This is a genomic window from Streptomyces sp. ISL-36 (assembly GCF_018614205.1).
Classification (GTDB): Bacteria; Actinomycetota; Actinomycetes; order Streptomycetales; family Streptomycetaceae; genus Streptomyces.
In genome coordinates, this window is the sequence record NZ_JAGGOS010000055.1 from 25,218 (window position 1) to 47,532 (window position 22,315).

Consider the following 22,315-nt stretch of genomic DNA (forward strand, 5'->3'; position numbering starts at 1 on the left):
TCACGCCTCCTTCGAGTCGACAGGGCCAACGGCGGGGGCAGTGACACGGCGGGAGCGTCGCAGCGGCGGCTTGGCGCCGAGCCGCTTCGGGTCGAGGCCCGACCAGGCGTGGCCCTCGCCGAAGAACTTGGTGCGTGCAAGCAGCGTCATGATCGGCTTGGTGAAGAGGAACACCACGACCACGTCGAGCAGGGTGGTCAGGCCGAGCGTGAACGCGAAGCCCTGCACCTTGCCGACGGTGACGAGGAAGAGCACGGCGGCGGCGAGGAACGACACGAAGTCGGAGACGAGGATCGTGCGGCGGGCACGGGGCCAGGCGCGCTCGACGGCCGGGCGGAGCGACCGGCCCTCGCGGATCTCGTCGCGGATGCGTTCGAAGTAGACGATGAACGAGTCCGCGGTGATACCGATGGCCACGATGGCACCACAGACGGCCGGCAGGTTCAGCGCGAAGCCGATGGCCGGGCCGAGCAGGGCCATGATCACGTAGGTCAGGACGGCCGAGACCAGAAGGCTGAGCAGGGCGACCAGCGACAGGCCCCGGTAGTAGACCACCAGGTAGAGCACGACCAGGGCGAGACCGATCGCACCGGCGATGAGGCCCGCCTCGAGCTGGTCACCGCCGAGGGCGGCGGTGACGGTGTCGACGCTCTGGGTGTCGAAGGTGAGCGGCAGCGCACCGTACGACAGGATGTTGCCCAGGTCCTGTGCGGACTTCTGGTTGAAGCTGCCGGAGATCTCGGCGTTGGCGCTCAGCGTGGTGCGCACCGACGGGGCCGAGACGACCTCGCCGTCCAGGACGATGGCGAACTGGTTCTGCGGCTCCTGCTGCTGCGAGAGCTTGCTGGTGATCTGCTGGAACTTCTTGGAGCCACTGCTGGTGAACTCCATGTTGACGATCCACATGCCGCGCTGCTGGTCGAAGACGCCACTGGCGTCGTCGACGTCCTTGCCGTCGACCTCGGCCGGGCCGAGGAGGTACTTCTCCCACTGGCCGACGGCGTTCTTGCCACAGGCGACGGTGGGGTCGGTCGGCTTCACACCCTCGCCGGCGGCGGCGCGCTGCTTGGGGTCGAGGCAGTTCAGGGTGGCGAACTTCTTCTCGAGCGCGGAGGTGGAGGGGTCCGGCGTCTGGGTCGCCTTCGGGCTCTCCGAGGTCTTCGGCTTGTCCGAGGCGGAGCCGCTCGGCGTGGCCGTCGGGCTCGGGGCCTTCAGGGCCTCGGAGACCGCGCGGCCCCGGGTGGAGGCGCTCGCCGAGGGGGTGGCGGACTTCTCGTCCTTGCCCTTGTCCACGGTCGCCCCGGAGGCCGAGGGCTTCGGCGACGCGGAGGAGCTCGCGGTCGGCGCCGGCTGCTCGGAGGGAGCGTAGGTCAGGACGGGCCGGAAGTAGAGCTGGGCGGTGGTACCCACCTGCTCACGGGCCTGCTTCTCGTCGACTCCCTTGGGGATGTTGACGATGATGTTCTCGCGGCCCTGCGTCTGGACCTCGGCCTCGGAGACACCCAGACCATTGACACGGCGCTCGATGATGCCGACCGCGGTGTTCATGTTGGTCTCGTTGACGGCGTCTTCCTTGCCGGGCTCGGCCTTGGCCTTGAGCGTGATCGACGTCCCGCCCGCCAGGTCGATGCCCAGGCGCGGCGTGGTGTGACCCGACCAGAACATTCCGCCCGTGAGCGCGACCATCGCGATCAGGATCAGAGCCAGGGCACGCCCCGGCCTGCCCTGGCCCCCCGCCGGCCTTCGGCCCTTCTTCGGTGCTGCCACCTTGTCGTTTCTCCCTGTCCAACCGTCCCGCGCCGGGTGTGCGCGGTGCGGCCACGAAGTGTGTGTGGGGACCTGCCCCCGCAGAGGTGCAACCGTGCCGGGGACCGCGGACGCCGGTGGGCGTCCCGCGATCCCCGGTGGTGATTACTTCGCCTCGGCCCCGCCGTCGGCCTTGCCGTCCTTCTTGACCTCGGTGTCGGCCGTGACCTCGGTGTCGGCCTCGGCCGCGTCCGCCTTCTTGGTCAGGTCGGGCTTGGCGTCCTCGGAGACCTCGACGGTCTCGGCCTCGGCGCCCTCGACCGACTCGGTCAGCGAGGAGGCGTCGTCCGGCACGACGGCGTCGGGCTCGTCGCCGTGGACGATGCGGTTGTACTCCGCGTCCTCGAGAACGGCGCCGATGGCGTTCTTGGCGTAGACGGCGTGCACGCCGGGCGCCACCTCGAGGAGAACGGTCTCGTCACCGATCTCCTTGACGGTGGCGTACATCCCCCCGATCGTCCGTACGCCGGTTCCGGGCTGCATCTCGTTGCGCATCTGTGCCGCCTGCTGCTGCTTCTTCTTCGCAGAGCGGGTCATCAGGAACATGGCCCCGATGAGGACGATGAAGGGGAGGAGGGTCAGGATACTCACGGGACGGGTTTCCTTCGCACGGACGCGGAGATCCCGCGGCCTGATCTTCGGGGGTGGGCGTGCCGACCAGAAAGGTCGGCATCGGCGGAGTCTAGGCGAGTCCGCATCGATGGAACAACGTCCAGCATCGCACCCCGGTTCCTGGGCCGACGAGTCTCCGCGCCGTCACGCCCCGAAGAGCCCTGGTTGTCCGCTTCCTGGCCGCGCCGGGCCCGCTGCCTGCGGCGGAACGAGACCGAGATGCGTCCACGCGGCCGGAGTAGCGACCCGGCCACGGGGTGTGCGGGCGAGCAGACCCTCGCGTACGAGGAAGGGTTCGGCGACCTCCTCGACGGTCTCGCGCTCCTCCCCCACCGCGACCGCGAGGGTGGACAGGCCCACCGGTCCGCCACCGAAGAGCTTGAGCAGGGCCTCCAGGACGGCCCGGTCGAGCCGGTCGAGCCCGCGGCCGTCCACCTCGTACACGCTCAGAGCCGCCTCGGCGATCTCGCGGCTGATCGTTCCGTCGGCCCTGACCTGCGCGTAGTCCCGGACGCGGCGCAGGAGCCGGTTGGCGATGCGGGGGGTGCCGCGGGAGCGGCCGGCGATCTCGGCGGCGCCCGCGGTGTCGATCTCGACGTCGAGGAGTCCGGCGGAGCGGTGGATGACGCGCTCGAGCTCGGCGGGCTCGTAGAACTCCATGTGGGCGGTGAAGCCGAAGCGGTCGCGCAGCGGGGGCGGCAGGAGTCCGGCCCGGGTGGTGGCGCCGACCAGCGTGAAGGGCGGCAGCTCCAGCGGGATGGCGGTGGCGCCTGGGCCCTTTCCGACGATCACGTCGACGCGGAAGTCCTCCATCGCCATGTAGAGCATCTCCTCGGCGGGCCGGGACATCCGGTGGATCTCGTCGAGGAAGAGGATCTCCCCCTCCTGGAGGGAGGAGAGGATCGCGGCGAGGTCGCCGGCGTGCTGGATGGCGGGGCCCGAGGTGATCCGGATCGGGGCGTTCATCTCGGCCGCGATGATCATCGAGAGGGTGGTCTTGCCGAGGCCCGGGGCCCCGGAGAGCAGGACGTGGTCGGCGGTGGCGCCGCGCTGCCGGGCGGCCCTGAGGACGAGGTCGAGCTGCTGGCGGACCTTCTCCTGGCCGACGAACTCGCTGAGGTCCTTGGGGCGCAGCGCCGCTTCGACGGCCTGGTCGTCGCCTTCGGCGGAGGCGCCGACGATCCGCTCCTCGGCTGCGGGGGCCGTCTCGTCGTCCCAGTTCACGGTGTTTCTGCCTTCTCGGTGGAGTGCGGTGGTGTGGCGGCGCTATCGGGCGCGGTTGAGCGTCTGGAGCGCGGCGCGCAGCAGCTGCGGGACCGGGGCCGAGCCGAAGTCGGCGATGGCGGCCTCGGCCTGCGGGGTGACCGCGGCGACGGCGTCCTCCGCCTCGCGGCTCGCGTAGCCGAGGCCGATGAGGGCGGCGGACAGCTGCTCCGTCCACGGCGCCGGGCCGGAGGCCGCGGCGCGCTGCGCGCCGACCAGGCCGCTCGTGCCGAGCGGCCGGCCGAGCTTGTCCTTCAGTTCGAGGAGGAGTTTCTGGGCGCCCTTCTTGCCGATGCCGGGGACGGCGGTCAGCGCCTTCTCGTCACCGGTGGCGACGGCCAGGCGCAGGGCGTCGGGGCTGTGCACGCCGAGCATGGCCTGGGCGAGGCGCGGGCCGACACCGCTGGCGGTCTGCAGCACTTCGAAGACCTGCCGCTCGTCGTCGTCCGCGAAGCCGTACAGGGTCAGCGAGTCCTCACGCACCACCAGGGACGTGGCGAGCCGGGCCTCCTGACCGATCCTCAGGGCGGACAGGGTGTTCGGCGTGCACTGCACGGCCATGCCGACACCGCCCACTTCGATCACGGCCGTGGTGGGGGCGAGGGCGGCCACCGGGCCGCTGACGAAGGCGATCATCGGGTACGGCCTTTCGAGGCGTGCTGGGCTGTGTGCAGGGCGACGGCCTGCTGGAGGCGGTTCTGGGCGGGGGCCCGCCAGATGTGGCAGATGGCCAGGGCGAGTGCGTCGGCGGCGTCGGCCGGCTTGGGCGGGGCGGAGAGCCGCAGCAGGCGGGTCACCATGGCTCCGACCTGGGCCTTGTCGGCCCGTCCGCTGCCGGTGACGGCCGCCTTGACCTCGCTGGGGGTGTGCAGGGCGACGGGGATGCCGCGGCGGGAGGCGCAGAGCATGGCGACGGCACTGGCCTGGGCCGTACCCATCACCGTACGGACGTTGTGCTGGCTGAACACCCGCTCCACGGCGACGAGTTCGGGCGAGAAGCGGTCCATCCACTCCTCTATGCCGCGCTCGATGCCGACCAGCCGCACGCCGATGTCCGCGGCCGCGGCCGTCCGGACGACGCCCACGCCGAGCATGGTCAGGGGGCGGCCGGCGACGCCCTCGACGACACCGATACCGCACCGGGTAAGACCGGGGTCCACCCCCAGAACGCGCAACTCAGCCCCTCCCCGCACCGTCTTCGGTCATGTGTTTGTGCAGGCTATCCGCTCGCACTGACAACGCCGCACAAACGGCGGCGGGCCGACGGGGGTGTGTCCCCGTCGGCCCGTCGAAGTCGGCCCGGTGTCAGGCGTCGACCTTCTCCATGACCTCGTCGCTGACGTCGAAGTTGGCGAAGACGTTCTGCACGTCGTCGCTGTCCTCGAGCGCGTCGATCAGCTTGAAGATCTTGCGCGCGCCCTCTTCGTCGAGCTCGACCTGCATGGTCGGGACGAAGCTGGAGTCGGCGGAGTCGTAGTCGATGCCGGCGTCCTGGAGGGCGGTGCGGACCGCGACCATGTCGGTGGCCTCGCTGATGACCTCGAAGCTCTCACCGAGGTCGTTGACCTCCTCGGCGCCCGCCTCGAGCACCGCGCCGAGGACGTCGTCCTCGGTGAGCTCGCCCTTGGGCAGCACGATGACGCCCTTGCGGTTGAACAGGTACGAGACCGAGCCCGGGTCGGCCATGGAACCGCCGTTGCGGGTCATGGCGACGCGGACGTCGGAGGCGGCACGGTTGCGGTTGTCGGTGAGGCACTCGATGAGCACCGCGACGCCGTTCGGGCCGTATCCCTCGTACATGATCGTCTCGTAGTCGACGCCGCCGGCCTCGAGGCCGCCGCCGCGCTTGATCGCCGAGTCGATGTTCTTGTTCGGGACGGAGCTCTTCTTCGCCTTCTGCACGGCGTCGAACAGCGTCGGGTTACCGTCCAGGTCGGCGCCGCCGGTGCGGGCCGCGACCTCGATGTTCTTGATCAGCTTCGCGAAGAGCTTGCCGCGCTTGGCGTCGATCACGGCCTTCTTGTGCTTCGTCGTAGCCCATTTAGAGTGGCCGGACATCTGCCTGTCTCCTTCGCGTAACCCATTTCTGAACGAACCCCAGAGATCCTACCGGGATCCCGTCATCGGCCCGCGCGCACCATGTCGACGAACAGGGCGTGCAGTCGGTGATCGCCGGTGAGCTCGGGGTGGAACGACGTCGCGAGCGCCCGGCCCTGCCGTACGGCGACGATGTGCCCCTCGTGCTCGGCGAGGATCTCCACCTCCGCGCCGACGGACTCGACCCACGGGGCGCGGATGAAGACGCCCTCGACGGGTCCGTCCTCGACGCCGGTGACGGTGACGCCGGCCTCGAAGGACTCGTTCTGGCGGCCGAAGGCGTTGCGGCGCACGATCATGTCGATGCCGCCGAAGGTCTCCTGGCCCGAACGCGGGTCGAGGATCTTGTCGGCGAGCATGATCAGACCGGCGCAGGTGCCGTAGACCGGCATGCCGGCGGCGATGCGCTCGCGCAACGGCCCCATGAGGCCGAAGAGCTCGGCCAGCTTGGAGATGGTGGTGGACTCGCCGCCGGGTATGACGAGGCCGTCGACCTCGGCGAGCTCCTCGGGGCGCCGGACCGGCCTGGCCACGGCGTCAGCCGCGGCCAGGGCGATCAGGTGCTCCCGTACGTCGCCCTGGAGAGCCAGGACACCGATCACAGGAGTGTTCATGGGGGATTACCAGCCGCGGTTGGCGTAGCGCTCGGACTCGGGGAGGGTGTCGCAGTTGATGCCGACCATGGCCTCGCCCAGGTTGCGGGAGGCGTCCGCGATGATCTTCGGGTCGTCGTAGAAGGTGGTGGCCTTCACGATGGCGGCGGCGCGCTTGGCCGGGTCGCCGGACTTGAAGATGCCGGAGCCGACGAAGACGCCCTCGGCGCCGAGCTGGCGCATCAGCGCGGCGTCGGCAGGGGTGGCGACACCACCGGCGGAGAACAGCACGACCGGCAGCTTGCCGAGCTCGGCGACCTCCTTGACGAGCTCGTACGGGGCGCGCAGCTCCTTGGCGGCGGCGAACAGCTCGTTGTTGTCGAAGCCGCGCAGCTTGGCGATCTCGTTCTTGATCTGGCGCAGGTGGCGGACGGCCTCGACGACGTTGCCGGTGCCGGCCTCGCCCTTGGAGCGGATCATGGCCGCGCCCTCGGCGATGCGGCGCAGGGCCTCGCCCAGGTTGGTGGCGCCACAGACGAAGGGGGTGGTGAACGCCCACTTGTCGGAGTGGTTGACCTCGTCGGCCGGGGTGAGGACCTCGGACTCGTCGATGTAGTCGACACCGAGGGACTGCAGGACCTGGGCCTCGACGAAGTGACCGATGCGGGACTTGGCCATGACCGGGATGGACACCGCCCCGATGATCTCCTCGATCATGTTCGGGTCGGACATACGGGCCACGCCGCCGTCCTTGCGGATGTCGGCCGGGACCCGCTCCAGGGCCATGACGGCGACGGCGCCGGCGTCCTCGGCGATCTTCGCCTGCTCGGCGTTGACCACGTCCATGATCACGCCGCCCTTGAGCTGCTCGGCCATGCCGCGCTTGACGCGCGAGGTGCCAATCGCCGACGACTCTGCGGACTGGTTGCTGTTGGGAAGCGTGGTGGACACGGGGACCTCACTCGTGAAAGCGGTGTTCAGACACCAGTGAGGAAACAGGCCGACGGGGGTCCACAGCAAGGGCCAATGTGCAGCCGGTGGATCGTTTTCGCAGGTGGCGGGGATCAGGTCGGGCGATCGGCAAGGGCGACGGGCGGCTCGTCGTCCATTTCGAAGGCCAGCGGGAAGGGGGCGTGGCCGGCCAGCCGGAACCAGCGCACGGTGCGGTGGCGGCGCAGCGCCCGCGCGGCGCGTACGGAGTCATTGTGGAAGCGACGGGCCATGGGGACCCTGCGGACGGCCGCCGCGAGCTCGCCCGCTGCCTCCTCGCCGCCGGGGGCCTGCTGCACGGCCTCGACCTGCTCGGGCTCGCCGAACACGGCACGCAGGGCCTGGCTCAGCTCGCTCTCGATGACCTCCCGGTGTTCCTCCTCGGCCTGCCGGGCGGCGTGGGCCGCCTGGTAGAGCACGATCGAGGCCGCCGGGTCGAGCACCCCTGAGGTGGCCAGCTCCTGGGCGACCGAGGCCCGGCGCAGCAACTGGGCGTCGAGGGCCGCGCGGGCGGCGTCGATCCGCGCGTGCAGGCGGTCGAGACGGCCGGCGGTCCAGCTGAGGTACAGGCCGATCGCGATCAGCGCGACGACGGTCCAGATCAGGGTTTGGGTCACGGGCGCACAGGCTACCGGGGCGCGGTCGTGCGCCTTCGCTCCGCCGGGGGCTCCCTCCTGGGCAGGGCCCTGGAGGGAGGGAACGGGTGGCACGCCACGGAGCTAGTCCCGGGCGAGCCCGAACCTCGCCCGCAGGCCCGTCCGTTCGTCCGTCGCCACCGACGCCGCGCCGTCCGTCACCGTCTCGTACACCGCCAGGATGTCCGCCCCCACGGTCGCCCAGTCGAAGCGGCGCACGTGGGCGCTGCCGCGTGCCCGCAGCTCCTTGCGGCGCCCCTCGTCCCCGAGGAGCCGGATCGCCGCCTCGGCCAGGGCGTCGGCGTCCTCGTTGGCGAAGAGCTCGCCCGCGCCGCCCTGGTCCAGGACCTGCGCGAACGCGTCCAGATCCGAGGCGAGGACGGGTGCCCCCGCGGACATGGCCTCGACCAGGATGATGCCGAAGCTCTCGCCGCCCGTGTTGGGCGCGACGTACACGTCGACGCTGCGCAGCAGTCGCGCCTTGTCCTCGTCGCTGACCATTCCGAGGAACTCGACCCGCGCCCGCATCTCGCGCGGCAGCGAGGCCACCGCCTCCTCCTCGTCGCCGCGTCCGGCGACGACCAGCCGTGTCTCCGGCCGCTCGGCGAGGATCTTCGGCAGGGCCTTCATCAGCACGGGAAGGCCCTTCCTGGGCTCGTCGATCCGCCCGATGAAGCCGAGCGTCTGCCCCTGCCACTCCTTCTTCGGCTCGGCGCGCGCGAAGAAGTCCACGTCGACGCCGTTGGGGATGACGACCGCGTCGCCGCCCAGGTGCTCGACGAGCGTCCGGCGGGCGTACTCGCTCACCGCGATCCGCGCGCTGATCTTCTCCAGCGCGGGCTGCAGGATCGGGTACGCGGCGATCATGGCCCGGGAGCGCGGATTGGACGTGTGGAAGGTGGCGACGATGGGGCCCTGCGCCGCCCAGCAACTGAGGAGCCCCAGCGACGGCGAGGCCGGTTCGTGGATGTGGATGACGTCGAACGTGCCGTCGTGCAGCCAGCGCCGTACGCGCGCCGCCGAGAGGAAGCCGAAGTTCAGCCGTGCCACGGAGCCGTTGTACGGCACCGGTACGGCGCGTCCCGCCGACACGACGTACGGCGGCAGCGGGGTCTCGTCGTCGGCCGGGGCGAGGACGGACACCTCGTGTCCGAGCCGGATCAGATGCTCGGCGAGGTCGCGGATGTGGAACTGGACGCCGCCCGGTACGTCCCATGAGTACGGGCAGACGATGCCGATTCTCAAGGCTGTCGCTCCTCCAGGTCCGCGAGCCACAGTCGTTGCAGCATGTGCCAGTCCTCCGGGTGGTCCGCGATGCCGGTGGCGAAGGCGTCGGCCAGCGCCTGTGTCATGACGGACGTCTTCTCGGCCCGGGTACCTGACTCGGGTACGTCGACGGGGGCGTGGACGCGACCCTTCATCACGGGGGTGTCGTCGTACCAGAGCGTGACGGGCAGCAGCAGCGCGCCCGTCTGCTGGGCGAGCATCGCCGGTCCCGCGGGCATGCGTGCCGTCTCGCCGAAGAACGTGACCTCGGTGCCGGAGGCCGACAGGTCACGGTCCGCGACGAGGCAGATCAGTCCGCCGGCCCGCAGGCGTCGCGCCAGCGTGCCGAAGGCGGCGCCGCCGGTGTGCGGCAGGACCTCCATGCCGAGGGATTCGCGGTAGGCGACGAAGCGGTCGTAGAGGGTCTCCGGCTTGAGCCGCTCGGCGACCGTGGTGAAGGGCACGCCCAGCGAACGGGTCACCCACACGCCGGCGAGGTCCCAGTTGGCCAGGTGCGGCAGGGCGAGTATGACCCCGCGCCCCGAGGCGAGGCCATCCTTCAGGTGGTGGACGTCCTTGATGTCGAAGCCGGCCTCGACCCGTTCCAGGCTCCAGGTCGGGAGCCGGAAGGACTCCATCCAGTAGCGCATGTAGGAGCGCATGCCGGCCTTCGACAGCTCGGCGAGCCGCTCGGGGCCGGCGTCGGGCACCACGCGCGCGAGATTGGACTCCAGGCGCAGCACGCTCTTGCCGCGCCGCTTCCAGGCGATGTCGGCGATTCGCCGGCCGAGGCCGACCGCGACCGGCTCCGGGAGTTTCTTGACCGTGGCCCAGCCGAGCCCGTACAGCCCGTCGGTCAGCTTGTCCTTGACCCCACTCATGACGTCGCCTCGTTCCCCCGTGCGGTGCTCCCGCCGGGAGCCGCCGCGTCGGCCTCCGCCGACTCCCGTCGTACCGTCACCACGCGCTGCCCGAGCGTCACCGCGGAGCCCACGGCCACGATCCACAGCGCGATCGGCAGCAGGACGTCGATGCCCGGCACGCCGAAGGCGTGGAGTCCGGCGAGGCCCGCGGCGACCAGCGAGATCACCAGCCGCTCGGCCCGTTCCACCAGGCCGTTGACCGCGACCGGCAGGCCGATCGATTCGCCCCGCGCCTTGGTGTACGAGACGACCTGGCCGCTGGCCAGGCAGAAGATGGCGACGGCGCACAGCACGTTGTCATTGCCGGTACCCGCGTACCAGAGCGCGAAGCCACCGAAGATGGCGCCGTCGGCGACCCGGTCGAGGGTCGAGTCGAGGAACGCGCCCCAGCGGCTGGAGACCCCCGCCTGCCGGGCCATGTTGCCGTCGACGAGGTCCGAGAAGACGAAGAGCGTGATGACGATCGTGCCCCAGAAGAACTCTCCCCTGGGGAAGAAGACCAGGGCACCCGCCATCACTCCGGCCGTGCCGATGAGCGTCACCGCGTCGGGGCTGACACCCCGGCGGAGCAGAAACGCGGCGAACGGTGTGAGGACACGCGTAAAAAATGCACGCGCGTACTTGTTCAGCATGGCCTTCCCGAGGTTCGGTGGGCCGCGCGGCCCCTACGACCACCGGCTGGCCCATCGTAGCCAGGACCACCCCGCCGTACGGTGGGGCACCCGCCCCGCCGCGTCGCGTACGACGTATGGACGCACCCTGACGACGGTGCAAAGCTCGAAGAACGACCGCGGGCACCGCCGGAGCCGCACGCGAGCACCGCCGCGTCCACTCCCCCGCGCCCGCGCCCCGCCGCACCGTGCAGGTCATCGGTGCAAGCGATCGGGAGGAACACCATGGGCGACAAGGCGAACGCACACTCCGGGGCCGCCGGCAGGGCTCCAACGGCCGACCGGCCCTCGGCGGTACGGAACGTGGTGCTGGTCGGCCACAGCGGATCGGGAAAGACGACGCTCGTCGAGGCGCTCGCGCTGACCGCGGGGGCGGTCAACCGGGCCGGCCGCGTCGAGGACGGCGGGACGGTCTCCGACTACGACGAGATCGAGCACCGTCAGCAGCGTTCCGTGCAGCTCTCGCTCGTCCCCCTCGCATGGGACGGGTGCAAGATCAATCTCCTCGACACACCGGGGTACGCCGACTTCGTCGGGGAGCTGAGGGCCGGTCTGCGCGCCGCGGACGCGGCCCTCTTCGTCGTCTCGGCCGCGCAGGAGGCCGATGCCGTCGCCGCGTCGACGCGCATGGTGTGGGACGAGTGCGCGGCCGTCGGCATGCCCCGCGCCATCGTCGTCACCCACCTGGACACGGCCCGCACCGACTTCACCGAACTCACCCGTGTCTGCGGCGAGATCTTCGGCGGCGACGCCCCCGACGCCGTCCTTCCGCTCTATCTGCCCGTCCACGGCGCCGAGGCACCCGACGGACACGCGCCGGTCACCGGTCTGGTCGGGCTGCTCTCGGAGCGGATCTTCGACTACTCCACGGGCGTACGGCAGGAGAATCCGCCGGACGACGGGCAGCGGGACCTCATCGCGGAGGCCCGCGCCCGACTCATCGAGGGGATCATCGCCGAGAGCGAGGACGAGTCCCTGATGGACCGTTATCTCGGCGGCGAGCAGATCGACATCAAGTCCCTGATCGACGACCTGGAGAAGGCCGTCGCCCGCGGCACCTTCCATCCGGTGCTCGCCGCTGCCCCGGCCGCCGACGGCGGCAAGCAGGGCCTGGGCACCGTCGAGCTCCTGGAGCTCATCACCGGTGGCTTCCCGACCCCGCTGGAGCGCGAGGCCCCGGCCGTCACGACGCCCGACGGCGCGCCGCGGCCGCCGATCACCTGCGATCCGGAGGGCCCGCTGGTCGCCGAGGTGGTCAAGACCGCCTCCGACCCCTACGTCGGCCGGGTCTCGCTGGTCCGCGTCTTCTCCGGCACCCTGCGCCCCGACGAGACCGTCCATGTCTCGGGGCACGGGCTGACCGACCGGGGGCACGAGGACCACGACGTCGACGAACGGGTCGGCGCGCTGACCTCGCCCTTCGGCAAGCAGCAGCGCACGCTCGGCCAGTGCATCGCGGGCGACCTCGCCTGTGTCGCCAAGCTCGGGCGCGCGGAGACCGGCGACACCCTCTCGGCCAAGGACGATCCGCTCCTGATGGAGCCGTGGGCGATGCCCGAGCCCCTTCTCCCGCTCGCGATCGAGGCCCACAGCAAGGCCGACGAGGACAGGCTCTCCCAGGGCCTGGCCCGGCTCGTCGCCGAGGACCCGACCATGCGCCTGGAGCAGAACCAGGACACCCGCCAGGTGGTCCTGTGGTGCCTCGGCGAGGCCCATCGGGACGTGGCCCTTGAGCGGCTGCGCAACCGGTACGGCGTCCAGGTCGACGCGGTCCCGTACAAGGTGTCGCTGCGTGAGACCTTCGCCGGTCCGTCGGCCGGGCGCGGCCGGCACGTCAAACAGTCCGGCGGCCACGGCCAGTACGCGATCTGCGAGATCGACGTCGAGCCCCTGCCGCCCGGCAGCGGTATCGAGTTCGTCGACAAGGTGGTGGGCGGTGCCGTGCCGCGCCAGTTCATCCCCTCCGTCGAGAAGGGCGTACGGGCCCAGGCCGCGCGGGGGGTCGCCGCCGGGTACCCGCTGGTCGACGTGCGGGTCACGCTGCGGGACGGCAAGGCCCACTCGGTGGACTCCTCCGACGCCGCCTTCCAGACGGCCGGCGCGCTGGCGCTGCGCGAGGCGGCGGCCGACGCGAGCATCCAGCTCCTGGAGCCGGTCGCCGATGTCCAGGTCCTCGTCCCCGACGAGTACGTGGGCCCGGTGATGAGCGATCTCTCCGGGCGGCGGGGCCGGGTCGTCGGCACCGAACAGGCGGGCCCCGGCCGGACGCTGGTCCGCGCCGAGGTTCCGGAGATCGAGATCAGCCGGTACGCGGTCGATCTGCGCTCCGTCTCGCACGGGACGGGCCGCTTCGACCGGTCGTACGCCCGCCATGAGGCGATGCCGCCGCAGCTGGCGGACAAGATCCGCGAACAGGCGGAGAAGGGGTCCTAGTTACCGGTCCGACCGGTGACGCATCCGCCGGTACCCGGTTACGCTGTGGTGCCCAGCTCAGAAGGTGTGCCGGGCGCGGTAGTTGGGAACAGGCCGCAGAGGGACACGGCGGTGAACCACGCGGGCACGCGGCGATGGGGGCATCAGTGACGATCGGCAGTTTCGGACCCGGGGCGCAGATTCCCCTCCAGGGCTCGGACGGACAGACGGCGGCGACACATGCCCTCGCCTCCGCCGCGTACCGCGACGGCCCCGTCGAGGCGATCCTGGACGCCAACAACGAATGGCACCAGTCCAAGGTGACCGAGGGCAAGTGGAAGAAGCTGTTCAGGCCGGACCTCGGCGAGGCCTTCTCCCGGGCCGTCCAGGTGCGGATGCTCGGCGGCGCCCGCAAGGCGCTCATCCAGTCCTTCGGCACCGAACCCCAGCCCGTGGTCGAGCACTGCCTGGCCGCCACGCGCATCCGCAAGCAGCGTGACATCAAGCTGACCCTGATCACCTTCGTCTTCGGCATCGTCTTCCTGCCCGGTCTGCTGCTCTGGCTCGGCGTCATCCAGCTGCGGCGCATGGTCGCCGGCACGGAGAACCGGCGCACCAGCGCGCTGGGGACGGGCCTGCTCCTGGGGGCCGGCATCCTCGCCGCGCTCTTCCTGCTCAAGCTGCCGTTCACCGGCCTGCTGTCGATCTACCTCCGCGCCATGATCGTGGCCCCGGTCGTCGGCTGGTTCCTGGCCAAGCGCGTCTGCGAGTCCACCGCACAGGACCTGCGCGAACGCTGGAGCGCGCTGCTCAGCGGGGGCGGGATCGGGGCGAAGATCCCCGAGGCCGTGCCCCAGGACCCCGCCGAGAAGTCGGCCGAGGACCTCCGGCAGAACCTGGAGAAGCTCTCCGCCGAGCAGCAGTCCAACGTCGTCTTCTACGCGGGCCCCAAGGGAATACTGGGCATGGGCACCCGCTGGGGCAGCTGGACGCTGGCCGAGGAGCTGGTCCCGCAGGAAGGCCGGGAGATCCATGACTTCCGCGCCTGGGACATCGTCCGGAAGATCCACGACAAGCTCACGCTCCTGGAGCGGGGCTCACTGAAGACCGGCTTTCCCAAGCCGACCGTCAAGCACTGGATCGTCTCGCCGGTCGGTGAGGGCGCCGACGAGGTCGCCCGCCCCGAGGGCGACAACATCGTCCATTACCAGGTCAAGCCGCACGAGATACAGCGCATCTGCAACGACCAGCAGTTCGGCGCCGGGAACCGCCACTACCTGGGCGTGCAGTTCACGCTCTGGGACGGCCAGCTCGTCCTGACCATGATGATCACCGTGACCTCGCTGCTGCACACGCTGCGCGTCGAGGTCACGGGGCACGCGCTGGGCCCGGTCCACTCGCTCTTCACCACCAAGCCCAAGGCGAAGACGAAGGAGGTCTCCAAGACGGTCCGCTTCTGGGAGACCCGGGAGATCAAGCTGCCGCTCGTCGAGACCGACGAGGTGGTCCGCCTCGCGGTCCGCGCCCCGCTGACCTGGTTCCCGCCGGTCCTGGACTTCCTCGGCGGCAAGCTCGTCCTGCCCGAGCCGTTCGGCCTGCGGCACGCCTGGGCCGCGCAGCCCTGGCGCCACCGCTTCATGGCCGACGACGCCATCCGTACCGCGACGCCCGTGATGCGCGCGGTCCACGCCGCGACCATCGAGGTCCTCGACGATCACGGCGTGGACACGGAACGCTTCACCAACCGCTCGCTGGTCCTGAGCGGCTCCATCCAGGACCCGGGCCCGAAGAAGGCCGACGTCTACGACGCCTGACGCCAGGGGAGGGACTAAGCCAGCTCGGAGGTGGCCGGCCAGGCGGCGGCGAGCATCGTGCGGGTGTCCGCCAGGAGCTGGGGCAGCACCTTCGTGTGACCGACGACCGGCATGAAGTTGGTGTCGCCGCCCCAGCGGGGCACCACGTGCTGGTGCAGGTGGGCGGCGATACCGGCGCCCGCGACCGAGCCCTGGTTCATGCCGATGTTGAAGCCGTGCGCGCCGGACGCGGTGCGCAGCGCGATCATCGCCCGCTTGGTGAACTCGCCGAGCTCGGCGGTCTCGGGCTCGTCCAGATCGGTGTAGTCGGCGACGTGCCGGTAGGGCACCACCATCAGGTGGCCGCCGTTGTACGGGTAGAGGTTCAGGACGGCGTACACCTGCTCGCCCCGCGCGATCACGAGCCCGTCCTCGTCCGACTTCGACGGAATCGAGCAGAACGGACAGCCGTCCTCGGCCCCGGGCCCGGTCGGCTTGTTCTCGCCCTGGATGTACGCCATCCGGTGAGGCGTCCACAGGCGCTGGAACGCGTCCTGCGTCCCCACTCCGATCTGCTGTTCCGGCTCAATCGTCATGATGAGCAGCATATTGCTTCGCCCGTTCGGAACGTGTCGCCGGGGCGGGATCTCTCGGCGGGCGGCGATGCCGATCCGATGGGCGACGGGCCGCGGGAGCGGCGAGCGCCGGGGCCCGACGCGAGGAGGCCCCGGGGGGATCCCCCCGGGGCCTCCTCACCGTGGTGACGGGTCAGACCTGGACGCGGTCCTCGACGATCTTGGCGATCTTGGCGATGGCCTCGTCGACCGGGATGCCGTTCTCCTGCGAACCGTCGCGGTAGCGGAAGGAGACGGCCCCTGCGGCCATGTCCTCGTCACCGGCGATGATCATGAACGGGACCTTCTGCTTCTGCGCGTTGCGGATCTTCTTCTGCATCCGGTCCGAGGAGGCGTCGACCTCCACCCGCAGCCCCTGCTTCTTCGCCTTGGCGGCGAACTCCTGCAGGTACGGGATGTGCGCGTCGCCGATCGGGATGCCGGTCGCCTGCACCGGGGCAAGCCACGCCGGGAAGGCGCCCGCGTAGTGCTCCAGAAGCACCGCGAAGAAGCGCTCGATGGAACCGAACAGCGCGCGGTGGATCATGACCGGACGCTGCTTGGTGCCGTCAGGACCGGTGTACTCCAGGTCGAAGCGCTCCGGCAGGTTGAAGTCCAGCTGCACGGTCGACATCTGCCAGGTACGGCCGATCGCGTCCCGCGCCTGCACCGAGATCTTCGGGCCGTAGAACGCGGCGCCGCCCGGGTCGGGGGTGAGCGGGAGACCCTGCTTCTCGGCGACCTGCTGGAGGACCGCGGTGGCCTCCTCCCAGATCTCGTCCGAGCCGACGAACTTCTCCGGGTCCTTGGTGGACAGCTCCAGGTAGAAGTCGGTCAGACCGTAGTCGCGCAGCAGGTTCAGGACGAAGGTGAGGGTCTTGTCGAGCTCCTCCGCCATCTGCTCCTTGGTGCAGTAGATGTGCGCGTCGTCCTGGGTGAAGCCGCGGGCCCGGGTCAGACCGTGCACGACGCCGGACTTCTCGTACCGGTACACGGTGCCGAACTCGAAGAGGCGCAGCGGCAGTTCACGGTAGGACCGGCCGCGCGCGTCGAAGATCAGGTTGTGCATCGGGCAGTTCATGGGCTTGAGGTAGTAGTCCACGCCCTCGTCGAGCTGCATGGGGGGGTACATGCCCTCGGCGTACCAGTCGAGGTGGCCCGACTTCTCGAACAGCTTGCCCTTGGTGGCGTGCGGCGAGTAGACGAACTCGTAGCCCTCCTCCTCGTGGCGCTTGCGCGAGTAGTCCTCCATGACCCGGCGGATGATGCCGCCCTTGGGGTGGAAGACGGCGAGGCCGGAGCCGATCTCGTCCGGGATGGAGAAGAGGTCGAGCTCGTTGCCGAGCTTGCGGTGGTCGCGCTTCTCGGCCTCGGCGAGGAAGTCGAGGTGGGCCTTCAGCTCGTCCTTCGACGGCCAGGCGGTGCCGTAGATGCGCTGGAGCATCGGGTTCTTCTCGCTGCCGCGCCAGTAGGCGGCCGCGTTGCGCATCAGCTTGAACGCCGGGATGTTCCGGGTGGTGGGCAGGTGGGGACCGCGGCAGAGGTCCTTCCAGCACAGATCGCCGGTCTTGGCGTCGAGGTTGTCGTAGATGGTCAGCTCGCCGCCGCCCACCTCGACGTTCGCACCGTCGTCGGTCGACGCCGAGCCCTTGATCCCGATGAGCTCCAGCTTGTACGGCTCGTCGGCGAGCTCCTCGCGGGCGGCCTCGTCGGTGACCACACGGCGGGAGAAGCGCTGCCCCCGCTTCTGGATCTCCTGCATCTTCTTCTCGATGGTCTTGAGATCCTCGGGGGTGAACGGCTTCTCGACGTCGAAGTCGTAGTAGAAGCCGTCACGGACCGGCGGGCCGATGCCCAGCTTGGCCTCGGGGAAGAGTTCCTGCACGGCCTGGGCCATGACGTGCGCGGTGGAGTGGCGCAGGATGTCGAGACCGTCCGGGGAGGAGATCTCGACGGGTTCGACGACATCGCCCTCGGCGACGACGTAGGTGAGGTCCTTCAGCTCACCGCCGACGCGGGCGGCGATCACGGACCGGTCGTCGGCGAACAGCGCGCCGGCGGTGGTGCCCGCGCTCACCGCCCGATCCTCGGCTCCTGAGGCGGACTGGACGGTCACACGGACATCAGACACGGATGCTCTTCTCCATAAGGGCGCAGGCAGACACGAAGTGCCGGCGCCGACGGTGCGCGGCAGAGACGAGGTGCCGCGTCGCCGTCGATCGTACCGAGCCCGGACCCCCACCCGCGAAACGGTGCGCCGAGACCGGGCCCGACTCCCCCGAAACGGCCGGGCGGGACCGAGTCGCGCCGCCGGGCGGCGGCCGGGCGGGACCAAGCCGCACCGTCGGACGGCGGCCGGGCGGGACCGAGCCGCGCCGCCGGGCGGCGACGGGGCGGGACCGGGCCCGGGCGGGTCCGGGCAGGTCCGGCTGGGACACCCGAGTGCGCCGTCATTCGCCCCCGCAGGCCTCCTCGAAGAAGTCGAGGTTCTCGTGCAGCGACTTCATCAGCCGGTCCCGCTCCGCCTCGTCCACCTGCACCGGTACGACCCCGGACGCGTCGGTCAGCCGCCGGAACCCTCCCCTGCTCTCCAGGCGGCCGAGGACCCGGATCGGCAGCCCGACCAGGTGCGCGTGGCCCGCCGTGCGGTACGACTCCTCGTCCAAGGTCACCCTGACGTGCGGCACCTCCGCACCCGCCAGGACCCGCAGCCGTACGGTGCCCTCCCCGCGCGGACCCGAGCGGCGCATCCGGACCACCGCCCCGGTGATCCGTACCGGCACCGACGGCTCGTCGGTCAGATAGCGGGCGCCCGCCTCGCGCAGCGCGGGAAGGTCGCCGGGGGAGAACTCGACGGGCTCCGGCCGCGGGGCGCAGCCCGCCGGCGTCCCGGCGGCGGGGGCCCACTCCAGCGCCACCCGGGCGCCCTCGGTCCCGCGCACCAGCGCGACCAGCGCCTCGGTGAGTTCGCGGCTCACCCCCGCCTCGACGGCGGCGTCGAACGCCTCCATCCCGCCCGTGGCCCGCTGATAGTCGGTGGCCTCCCGGGCCGCGTAGAGGGCGTGGTAGAGGCGTACGGCGACGGCCCGGCCCGGATCGACGGGGACGAAGGCGGTCAGGCCCCGGCCCCCCGGAGCCGCCCCGACGGCCACCCCCTCCAAGGAGGCCTGGGCCTGACGGCGGTGCCGGGCGCCGTAGTAGCCGGCACGGCCGCGGACGGCGAGGGCGCCGGCCAGCAGGAGCCGGCGGGCGGCGGACCTCAGCTGCTCCTGGACGCTCCAGGGCACCGTGCCGGAGGGGCCCGACGGCATGTCGCGCCACCAGCGGATCTCGTCGCTGGGCACGGTCAGCCCGATCAGCACCTCCCGGGCCGACGGCGCGGCGCTGCGGGCGAGGGCTGTGAGCGCCTCACCGAGCAGGTCCTCGCAGTCGGGGAACGCGCGGCTCTCGGGCACCAGGAGGCTCGTGCCGCCCGTGGAGCCCACCGGGTCCGGCGGGGTCCACCGGCTGTAGCGGCCGGCGGCGCCGCCGCGCCGTCGCCAGCCGTGGCGGGCGAGGAGCGCGCCGAGGACGAGCGGGTCGACGCGCCCGGGGTCGGGGATGCCTCCGGTCTCGGCCCAGGGACCGGCCGGGGCGCCGGGGATCTCGCTCCCGTGGCCCGGGCCGTCGCCGGGTGCCGGATGGGGACGGAAGGGCGGGAGCGCGGGCTCGTGGCCGGTCCCGTCTCCTGGTTCCTCGATCGGCCGGTGCATCAAGGTCTCCCTCCCACGCCGACACGGGTCATGATCTCGCAGAGCGCCCGGTCGTCGAAGATCCGCGCCGTCGGGACGCGCACGGTGGTCCGGCGCCGTCCCGTGACCGGATGGCCGGCCAGGTTGATCCAGTAGCAGCAGTGCCGCAGGTCGAGCCGGTCATGGTCGGCCCGCAGCCAGTCGTCCTGCGAGCGCGGGACGAGCATCACGACCAGGATCTTGTGCACCGCGACGGGGGTCCGCGCCAGCTTCACCAGATGGTCGTTGTCCAGCGTGAAGGAGAACGCGGACCCGGTCGGCCGCGGCGGTATCTGGTAGGTGCACTTGAGCTGCACCTTGATGGTCACTTCGTCGTCGACCGTGTGGCCGGGAGCGCTGTGGCTCACGTGCCAGTCGATGCCGTTGTCCGGAAACGGCTGCGACAGCGAACAGCCCGCCGCCGCCGCGACCGCGTGCAGATAACCCACCTGAAGCGTCTCCATGCAGGCGGTGGTGGCGAGTGAGCCGCGCAGTGGTGCTGCCCGCTGGGGCGGCAGCCCTCCCGATTCGGGCTGGGCGAGCGCCATGTCAATTCCCTTCCCCGTCATCTGTGTTGTCACCGGGCGGCGTACGGCGCAAACAGTCCGGGTATCACCGATTCGGGCAGGGACATCGCCATCTGCCCCACATGTGCGAGGAGTTCGGGGATGACGCACTGGTATGAGGGGCCCCTGGCCGCATTCGACACGGAAACCACGGGAGTTGACGTCGAGGAGGACCGGATCGTCTCGGCCGCCCTCGTCGTCCAGGACACGGCGGGCGGGCGTCCGCGGATCACGCGCTGGCTGGTCAACCCTGGGATACCCGTGCCCGCCGCGGCCACGGAGGTTCACGGACTGACGGACGATCATCTGCGGCGGAACGGGCGCTGGCCCGCTCCGGTGATGGAGGAGGTGGCGCGGGCGCTCGCCGAGCAGTGTGCGGCGGGCCGGCCGCTGGTGGTGATGAACGCACCGTTCGACCTGACGATCCTGGACCGCGAGCTGCGCCGCCACCGCGCCTCCTCACTGGGCCGCTATCTGGAGACGGCGCCGCTGTGCGTGCTGGATCCGCGGGTGCTCGACAAGCATCTGGACCGCTATCGCAAGGGCCGCCGGACGCTGACGGATCTGTGTGCGCAGTACGGCGTGCAGCTGGACGGCGCGCACGACGCGGCGGCGGACGCGGCGGCCGCGCTGGATGTCGTACGGGCGGTGGCGCGGCGTTTCGCGTCCCGGCTCGAACGGTTGTCGCCTGCGGAGCTGCACACCTTGCAGGCGGTGTGGCACGCGGCGCAGGCGAGGGGGCTGCAGGCCTGGTTCGCGCGCAACGGGACACCGGAGGCGGTGGATCCGGCGTGGCCGCTCCGTCCGGAGCTGCGGACGGCGGCGTAGGCCGGGAATGCGGAAGGCCGGTCCGTCTTTCGACGGACCGGCCTCTCCCGGTGGGCGATACTGGGATCGAACCAGTGACCCCTTCGGTGTGAACGAAGTGCTCTCCCGCTGAGCTAATCGCCCGGGAACGGGTTGAACCATACAGGCCTCGACGGGCTTCGTTCAAACCCGGCGCAGTCGGGCGGCCAGGCCTCGCCGTCCGGCGCGCATCATCAGGGCGTGGTTGGCGCGGAAGACGGGCCGGCCGGGGACGGCGAGCCGGCGCATGAGGGGGCTGGTCACCTCGACCTCCTGCTCGTAGAGGGCGTGGGTGCCGGTCCCGCGAGGGGTGAGGGTCCAGCGCGCCCAGCCCTTGAGATCGCCCCGGAGGGAGACCTCCAGGACGTGGGCGACGGGGTCGCGGTGCCGGGCCTCGACGGTGACCCACAGGTCGTACGGGAGGAGTGAGCGGAACCGCGCGGTGCCGGTGTTCTCGTCGACGGGGAGGACCTCGCGCACCTGGGGCCACCACTGGGGGTAGTCCTCTCCGCGTTCGAGCACGGCGAAGACCGCGTCGGGCGGGGCGGCCAACTGCCAGACGCTGCGGAAGCGGTAGCGGCACCAGTCCATGTCCTCAGTGTGTACGTACTCACGCCGGGATATGAGTACGTCCGCGCATGACCCCGGCTGTGTCCGGCGCCACACTCCGGGTATGGACAATGCCTTGCCGCCCGCGGACGAGCTGGTGCTCGTCGACCGTGAGCTGGCTCAACTCGACGCCCGCAGGTCTCAGTTGCTGGCCCGCCGGGCCTGGCTGCTGCAGCTGCTGCACCCGGCCGCCGTGGCGCCGCGGGTGACGCCGCCGCGGCCGGTCGCGGATTCGACCCCGCGCAGCGCGCAGAACGTGCTGCTGACCCTGGGCGGGGCGCTGCTGACGATCGCGGCGGTGGCCTTCACGCTGGTGAGCTGGGGCTCGATGGGGATCGGCGGCCGCGCGGCCGTCCTCTTCGCGGTGACGTCGGCGGCGCTGGCCCTGCCGGTGGTGCTGCTGCGGCGCGGTCTGGCCTCCACGGCGGAGTCGGTGGCGGCGCTGGGGCTGGCCCTGATGGTGCTCGACGCGTACGCGCTGCACCGGGTGGCGCTGGCGGGCACGGACGGTCTGGCGTATGCGGCCGGGGCGTCGGCGGTGCTCGCGGGCGTGTGGACGGCGTACGGTTCGGCGCTCGGGCGGCTGTGGATCCCGCTGCCGGCGGCGGTGGTGGCGGCTCAACTGCCGCTTCCGCTCGGCGTGCTGGCGGCGGACGGCGGTCCGCTCGCGCTGGCCTGGGCGGCGCTCGCGACGGTCGTGCTGGACCTCGCCGTGGTGCTGTGGGTGAAGCCCGCCGCGGTACGGACGACGGCGGGCATCGGCGCCGGTGTGCTGGGCGGAGGGGCGCTGCTGACGGGCGCGCGGCTGTCGCTGTCGTCGGCGATCCCGGCGGGCGCGCTGCTGCTGGC

Annotated in this window: 20 protein-coding genes, 1 tRNA gene and 1 pseudogene; 4 read left to right on the plus strand and 18 right to left on the minus strand. The window is 71.2% G+C overall.

Annotated elements, in window-relative coordinates; translation table 11 throughout:
* The 12 genes from secD to pgsA form a co-directional block, all read right to left on the minus strand.
* The gene (gene secD, locus J7E93_RS15160) at window positions 1-1,767 is read right to left on the minus strand and encodes a protein translocase subunit SecD (protein WP_215069552.1); all 1,767 of its coding nucleotides are present in this window, start codon (window positions 1,765-1,767) and stop codon (window positions 1-3) included.
* Window positions 1,768-1,911: 144 nt separating this feature from the next.
* On the minus strand, window positions 1,912-2,397 hold the full coding sequence (yajC, locus tag J7E93_RS15165) for a preprotein translocase subunit YajC (RefSeq protein ID WP_215069554.1): 486 nt from the start codon (window positions 2,395-2,397) through the stop codon (window positions 1,912-1,914).
* Window positions 2,398-2,562: 165 nt separating this feature from the next.
* On the minus strand, window positions 2,563-3,642 hold the full coding sequence (gene ruvB, locus J7E93_RS15170; protein WP_215069556.1) for a Holliday junction branch migration DNA helicase RuvB: 1,080 nt from the start codon (window positions 3,640-3,642) through the stop codon (window positions 2,563-2,565).
* 42 nt (window positions 3,643-3,684) lie between these two features.
* Window positions 3,685-4,317: a Holliday junction branch migration protein RuvA gene (ruvA, locus tag J7E93_RS15175; RefSeq protein WP_215069558.1), complete on the minus strand. Its 633-nt coding sequence runs from the start codon at window positions 4,315-4,317 to the stop codon at window positions 3,685-3,687.
* Entirely contained in the window at window positions 4,314-4,856 is a 543-nt protein-coding gene (ruvC, locus tag J7E93_RS15180; protein WP_215069559.1) for a crossover junction endodeoxyribonuclease RuvC, read from the minus strand. The genes ruvA and ruvC overlap by 4 nt, the downstream gene beginning before the upstream one ends.
* 130 nt (window positions 4,857-4,986) lie before the next feature.
* Window positions 4,987-5,739 (minus strand): YebC/PmpR family DNA-binding transcriptional regulator, encoded by a 753-nt coding sequence (locus tag J7E93_RS15185; protein WP_215069567.1) that lies wholly within the window; start codon window positions 5,737-5,739, stop codon window positions 4,987-4,989.
* Window positions 5,740-5,801: 62 nt separating this feature from the next.
* Window positions 5,802-6,392, minus strand: coding sequence for a pyridoxal 5'-phosphate synthase glutaminase subunit PdxT (pdxT, locus tag J7E93_RS15190; RefSeq protein WP_215069569.1), 591 nt, complete (start codon window positions 6,390-6,392; stop codon window positions 5,802-5,804).
* Between the two features lie 6 nt (window positions 6,393-6,398).
* Complete coding sequence (gene pdxS / locus J7E93_RS15195; RefSeq protein ID WP_215069571.1) at window positions 6,399-7,322, minus strand: pyridoxal 5'-phosphate synthase lyase subunit PdxS; 924 nt, start codon at window positions 7,320-7,322, stop codon at window positions 6,399-6,401.
* 113 nt (window positions 7,323-7,435) lie between these two features.
* Window positions 7,436-7,978, minus strand: coding sequence for a hypothetical protein (locus tag J7E93_RS15200; protein ID WP_215069573.1), 543 nt, complete (start codon window positions 7,976-7,978; stop codon window positions 7,436-7,438).
* Between the two features lie 102 nt (window positions 7,979-8,080).
* Window positions 8,081-9,241: a glycosyltransferase family 4 protein gene (locus tag J7E93_RS15205; protein ID WP_215069575.1), complete on the minus strand. Its 1,161-nt coding sequence runs from the start codon at window positions 9,239-9,241 to the stop codon at window positions 8,081-8,083.
* The gene (locus tag J7E93_RS15210; protein ID WP_215069577.1) at window positions 9,238-10,143 is read right to left on the minus strand and encodes a phosphatidylinositol mannoside acyltransferase; all 906 of its coding nucleotides are present in this window, start codon (window positions 10,141-10,143) and stop codon (window positions 9,238-9,240) included. The genes J7E93_RS15205 and J7E93_RS15210 overlap by 4 nt, the downstream gene beginning before the upstream one ends.
* Window positions 10,140-10,817: a phosphatidylinositol phosphate synthase gene (pgsA, locus tag J7E93_RS15215; RefSeq protein ID WP_215069579.1), complete on the minus strand. Its 678-nt coding sequence runs from the start codon at window positions 10,815-10,817 to the stop codon at window positions 10,140-10,142. The genes J7E93_RS15210 and pgsA overlap by 4 nt, the downstream gene beginning before the upstream one ends.
* A gap of 264 nt (window positions 10,818-11,081) precedes the next feature.
* On the opposite strand from pgsA, the gene J7E93_RS15220 reads away from it, so the two are divergent.
* Together J7E93_RS15220 and J7E93_RS15225 are read left to right on the plus strand one after the other, a co-directional pair.
* Complete coding sequence (locus J7E93_RS15220; RefSeq protein WP_215069581.1) at window positions 11,082-13,289, plus strand: elongation factor G-like protein EF-G2; 2,208 nt, start codon at window positions 11,082-11,084, stop codon at window positions 13,287-13,289.
* A 134-nt stretch (window positions 13,290-13,423) separates the two neighbouring features.
* Window positions 13,424-15,082: a hypothetical protein gene (locus tag J7E93_RS15225; protein WP_215069583.1), complete on the plus strand. Its 1,659-nt coding sequence runs from the start codon at window positions 13,424-13,426 to the stop codon at window positions 15,080-15,082.
* A 14-nt stretch (window positions 15,083-15,096) separates the two neighbouring features.
* Here the strand turns inward: J7E93_RS15225 and J7E93_RS15230 are convergent, their stop codons facing one another.
* The 4 genes from J7E93_RS15230 to J7E93_RS15245 all read right to left on the minus strand — a co-directional run bounded on the left by J7E93_RS15230 (window position 15,097) and on the right by J7E93_RS15245 (window position 19,993).
* Window positions 15,097-15,669 carry an HIT domain-containing protein gene (locus J7E93_RS15230; protein ID WP_215069585.1) on the minus strand — a complete coding sequence of 191 codons (573 nt, stop codon included), beginning with the start codon at window positions 15,667-15,669 and terminating at the stop codon, window positions 15,097-15,099.
* Between the two features lie 160 nt (window positions 15,670-15,829).
* Window positions 15,830-17,806, minus strand: coding sequence for a threonine--tRNA ligase (gene thrS / locus J7E93_RS15235; protein WP_215069587.1), 1,977 nt, complete (start codon window positions 17,804-17,806; stop codon window positions 15,830-15,832).
* 319 nt (window positions 17,807-18,125) lie between these two features.
* On the minus strand, window positions 18,126-19,427 hold the full coding sequence (locus J7E93_RS15240) for a hypothetical protein (protein WP_215069589.1): 1,302 nt from the start codon (window positions 19,425-19,427) through the stop codon (window positions 18,126-18,128).
* Window positions 19,427-19,993, minus strand: coding sequence for a DUF4365 domain-containing protein (locus J7E93_RS15245; protein ID WP_215069591.1), 567 nt, complete (start codon window positions 19,991-19,993; stop codon window positions 19,427-19,429). The genes J7E93_RS15240 and J7E93_RS15245 overlap by 1 nt, the downstream gene beginning before the upstream one ends.
* Before the next feature lie 120 nt (window positions 19,994-20,113).
* Between J7E93_RS15245 and J7E93_RS15250 the strand changes: the two genes are divergently transcribed.
* A complete protein-coding gene (locus J7E93_RS15250) occupies window positions 20,114-20,839 on the plus strand; it encodes a 3'-5' exonuclease (protein ID WP_215069593.1) in 726 nt (241 codons plus the stop codon).
* Between the two features lie 51 nt (window positions 20,840-20,890).
* Here the strand turns inward: J7E93_RS15250 and J7E93_RS15255 are convergent.
* Together J7E93_RS15255 and J7E93_RS15260 are read right to left on the minus strand one after the other, a co-directional pair.
* A tRNA-Val gene (locus J7E93_RS15255) sits at window positions 20,891-20,962 on the minus strand.
* Between the two features lie 39 nt (window positions 20,963-21,001).
* Entirely contained in the window at window positions 21,002-21,448 is a 447-nt protein-coding gene (locus J7E93_RS15260) for an SRPBCC family protein (protein ID WP_215069595.1), read from the minus strand.
* Window positions 21,449-21,530: 82 nt separating this feature from the next.
* On the opposite strand from J7E93_RS15260, the pseudogene J7E93_RS15265 reads away from it, so the two are divergent.
* A pseudogene (locus J7E93_RS15265) lies at window positions 21,531-22,315 on the plus strand (hypothetical protein); the annotation flags it as partial.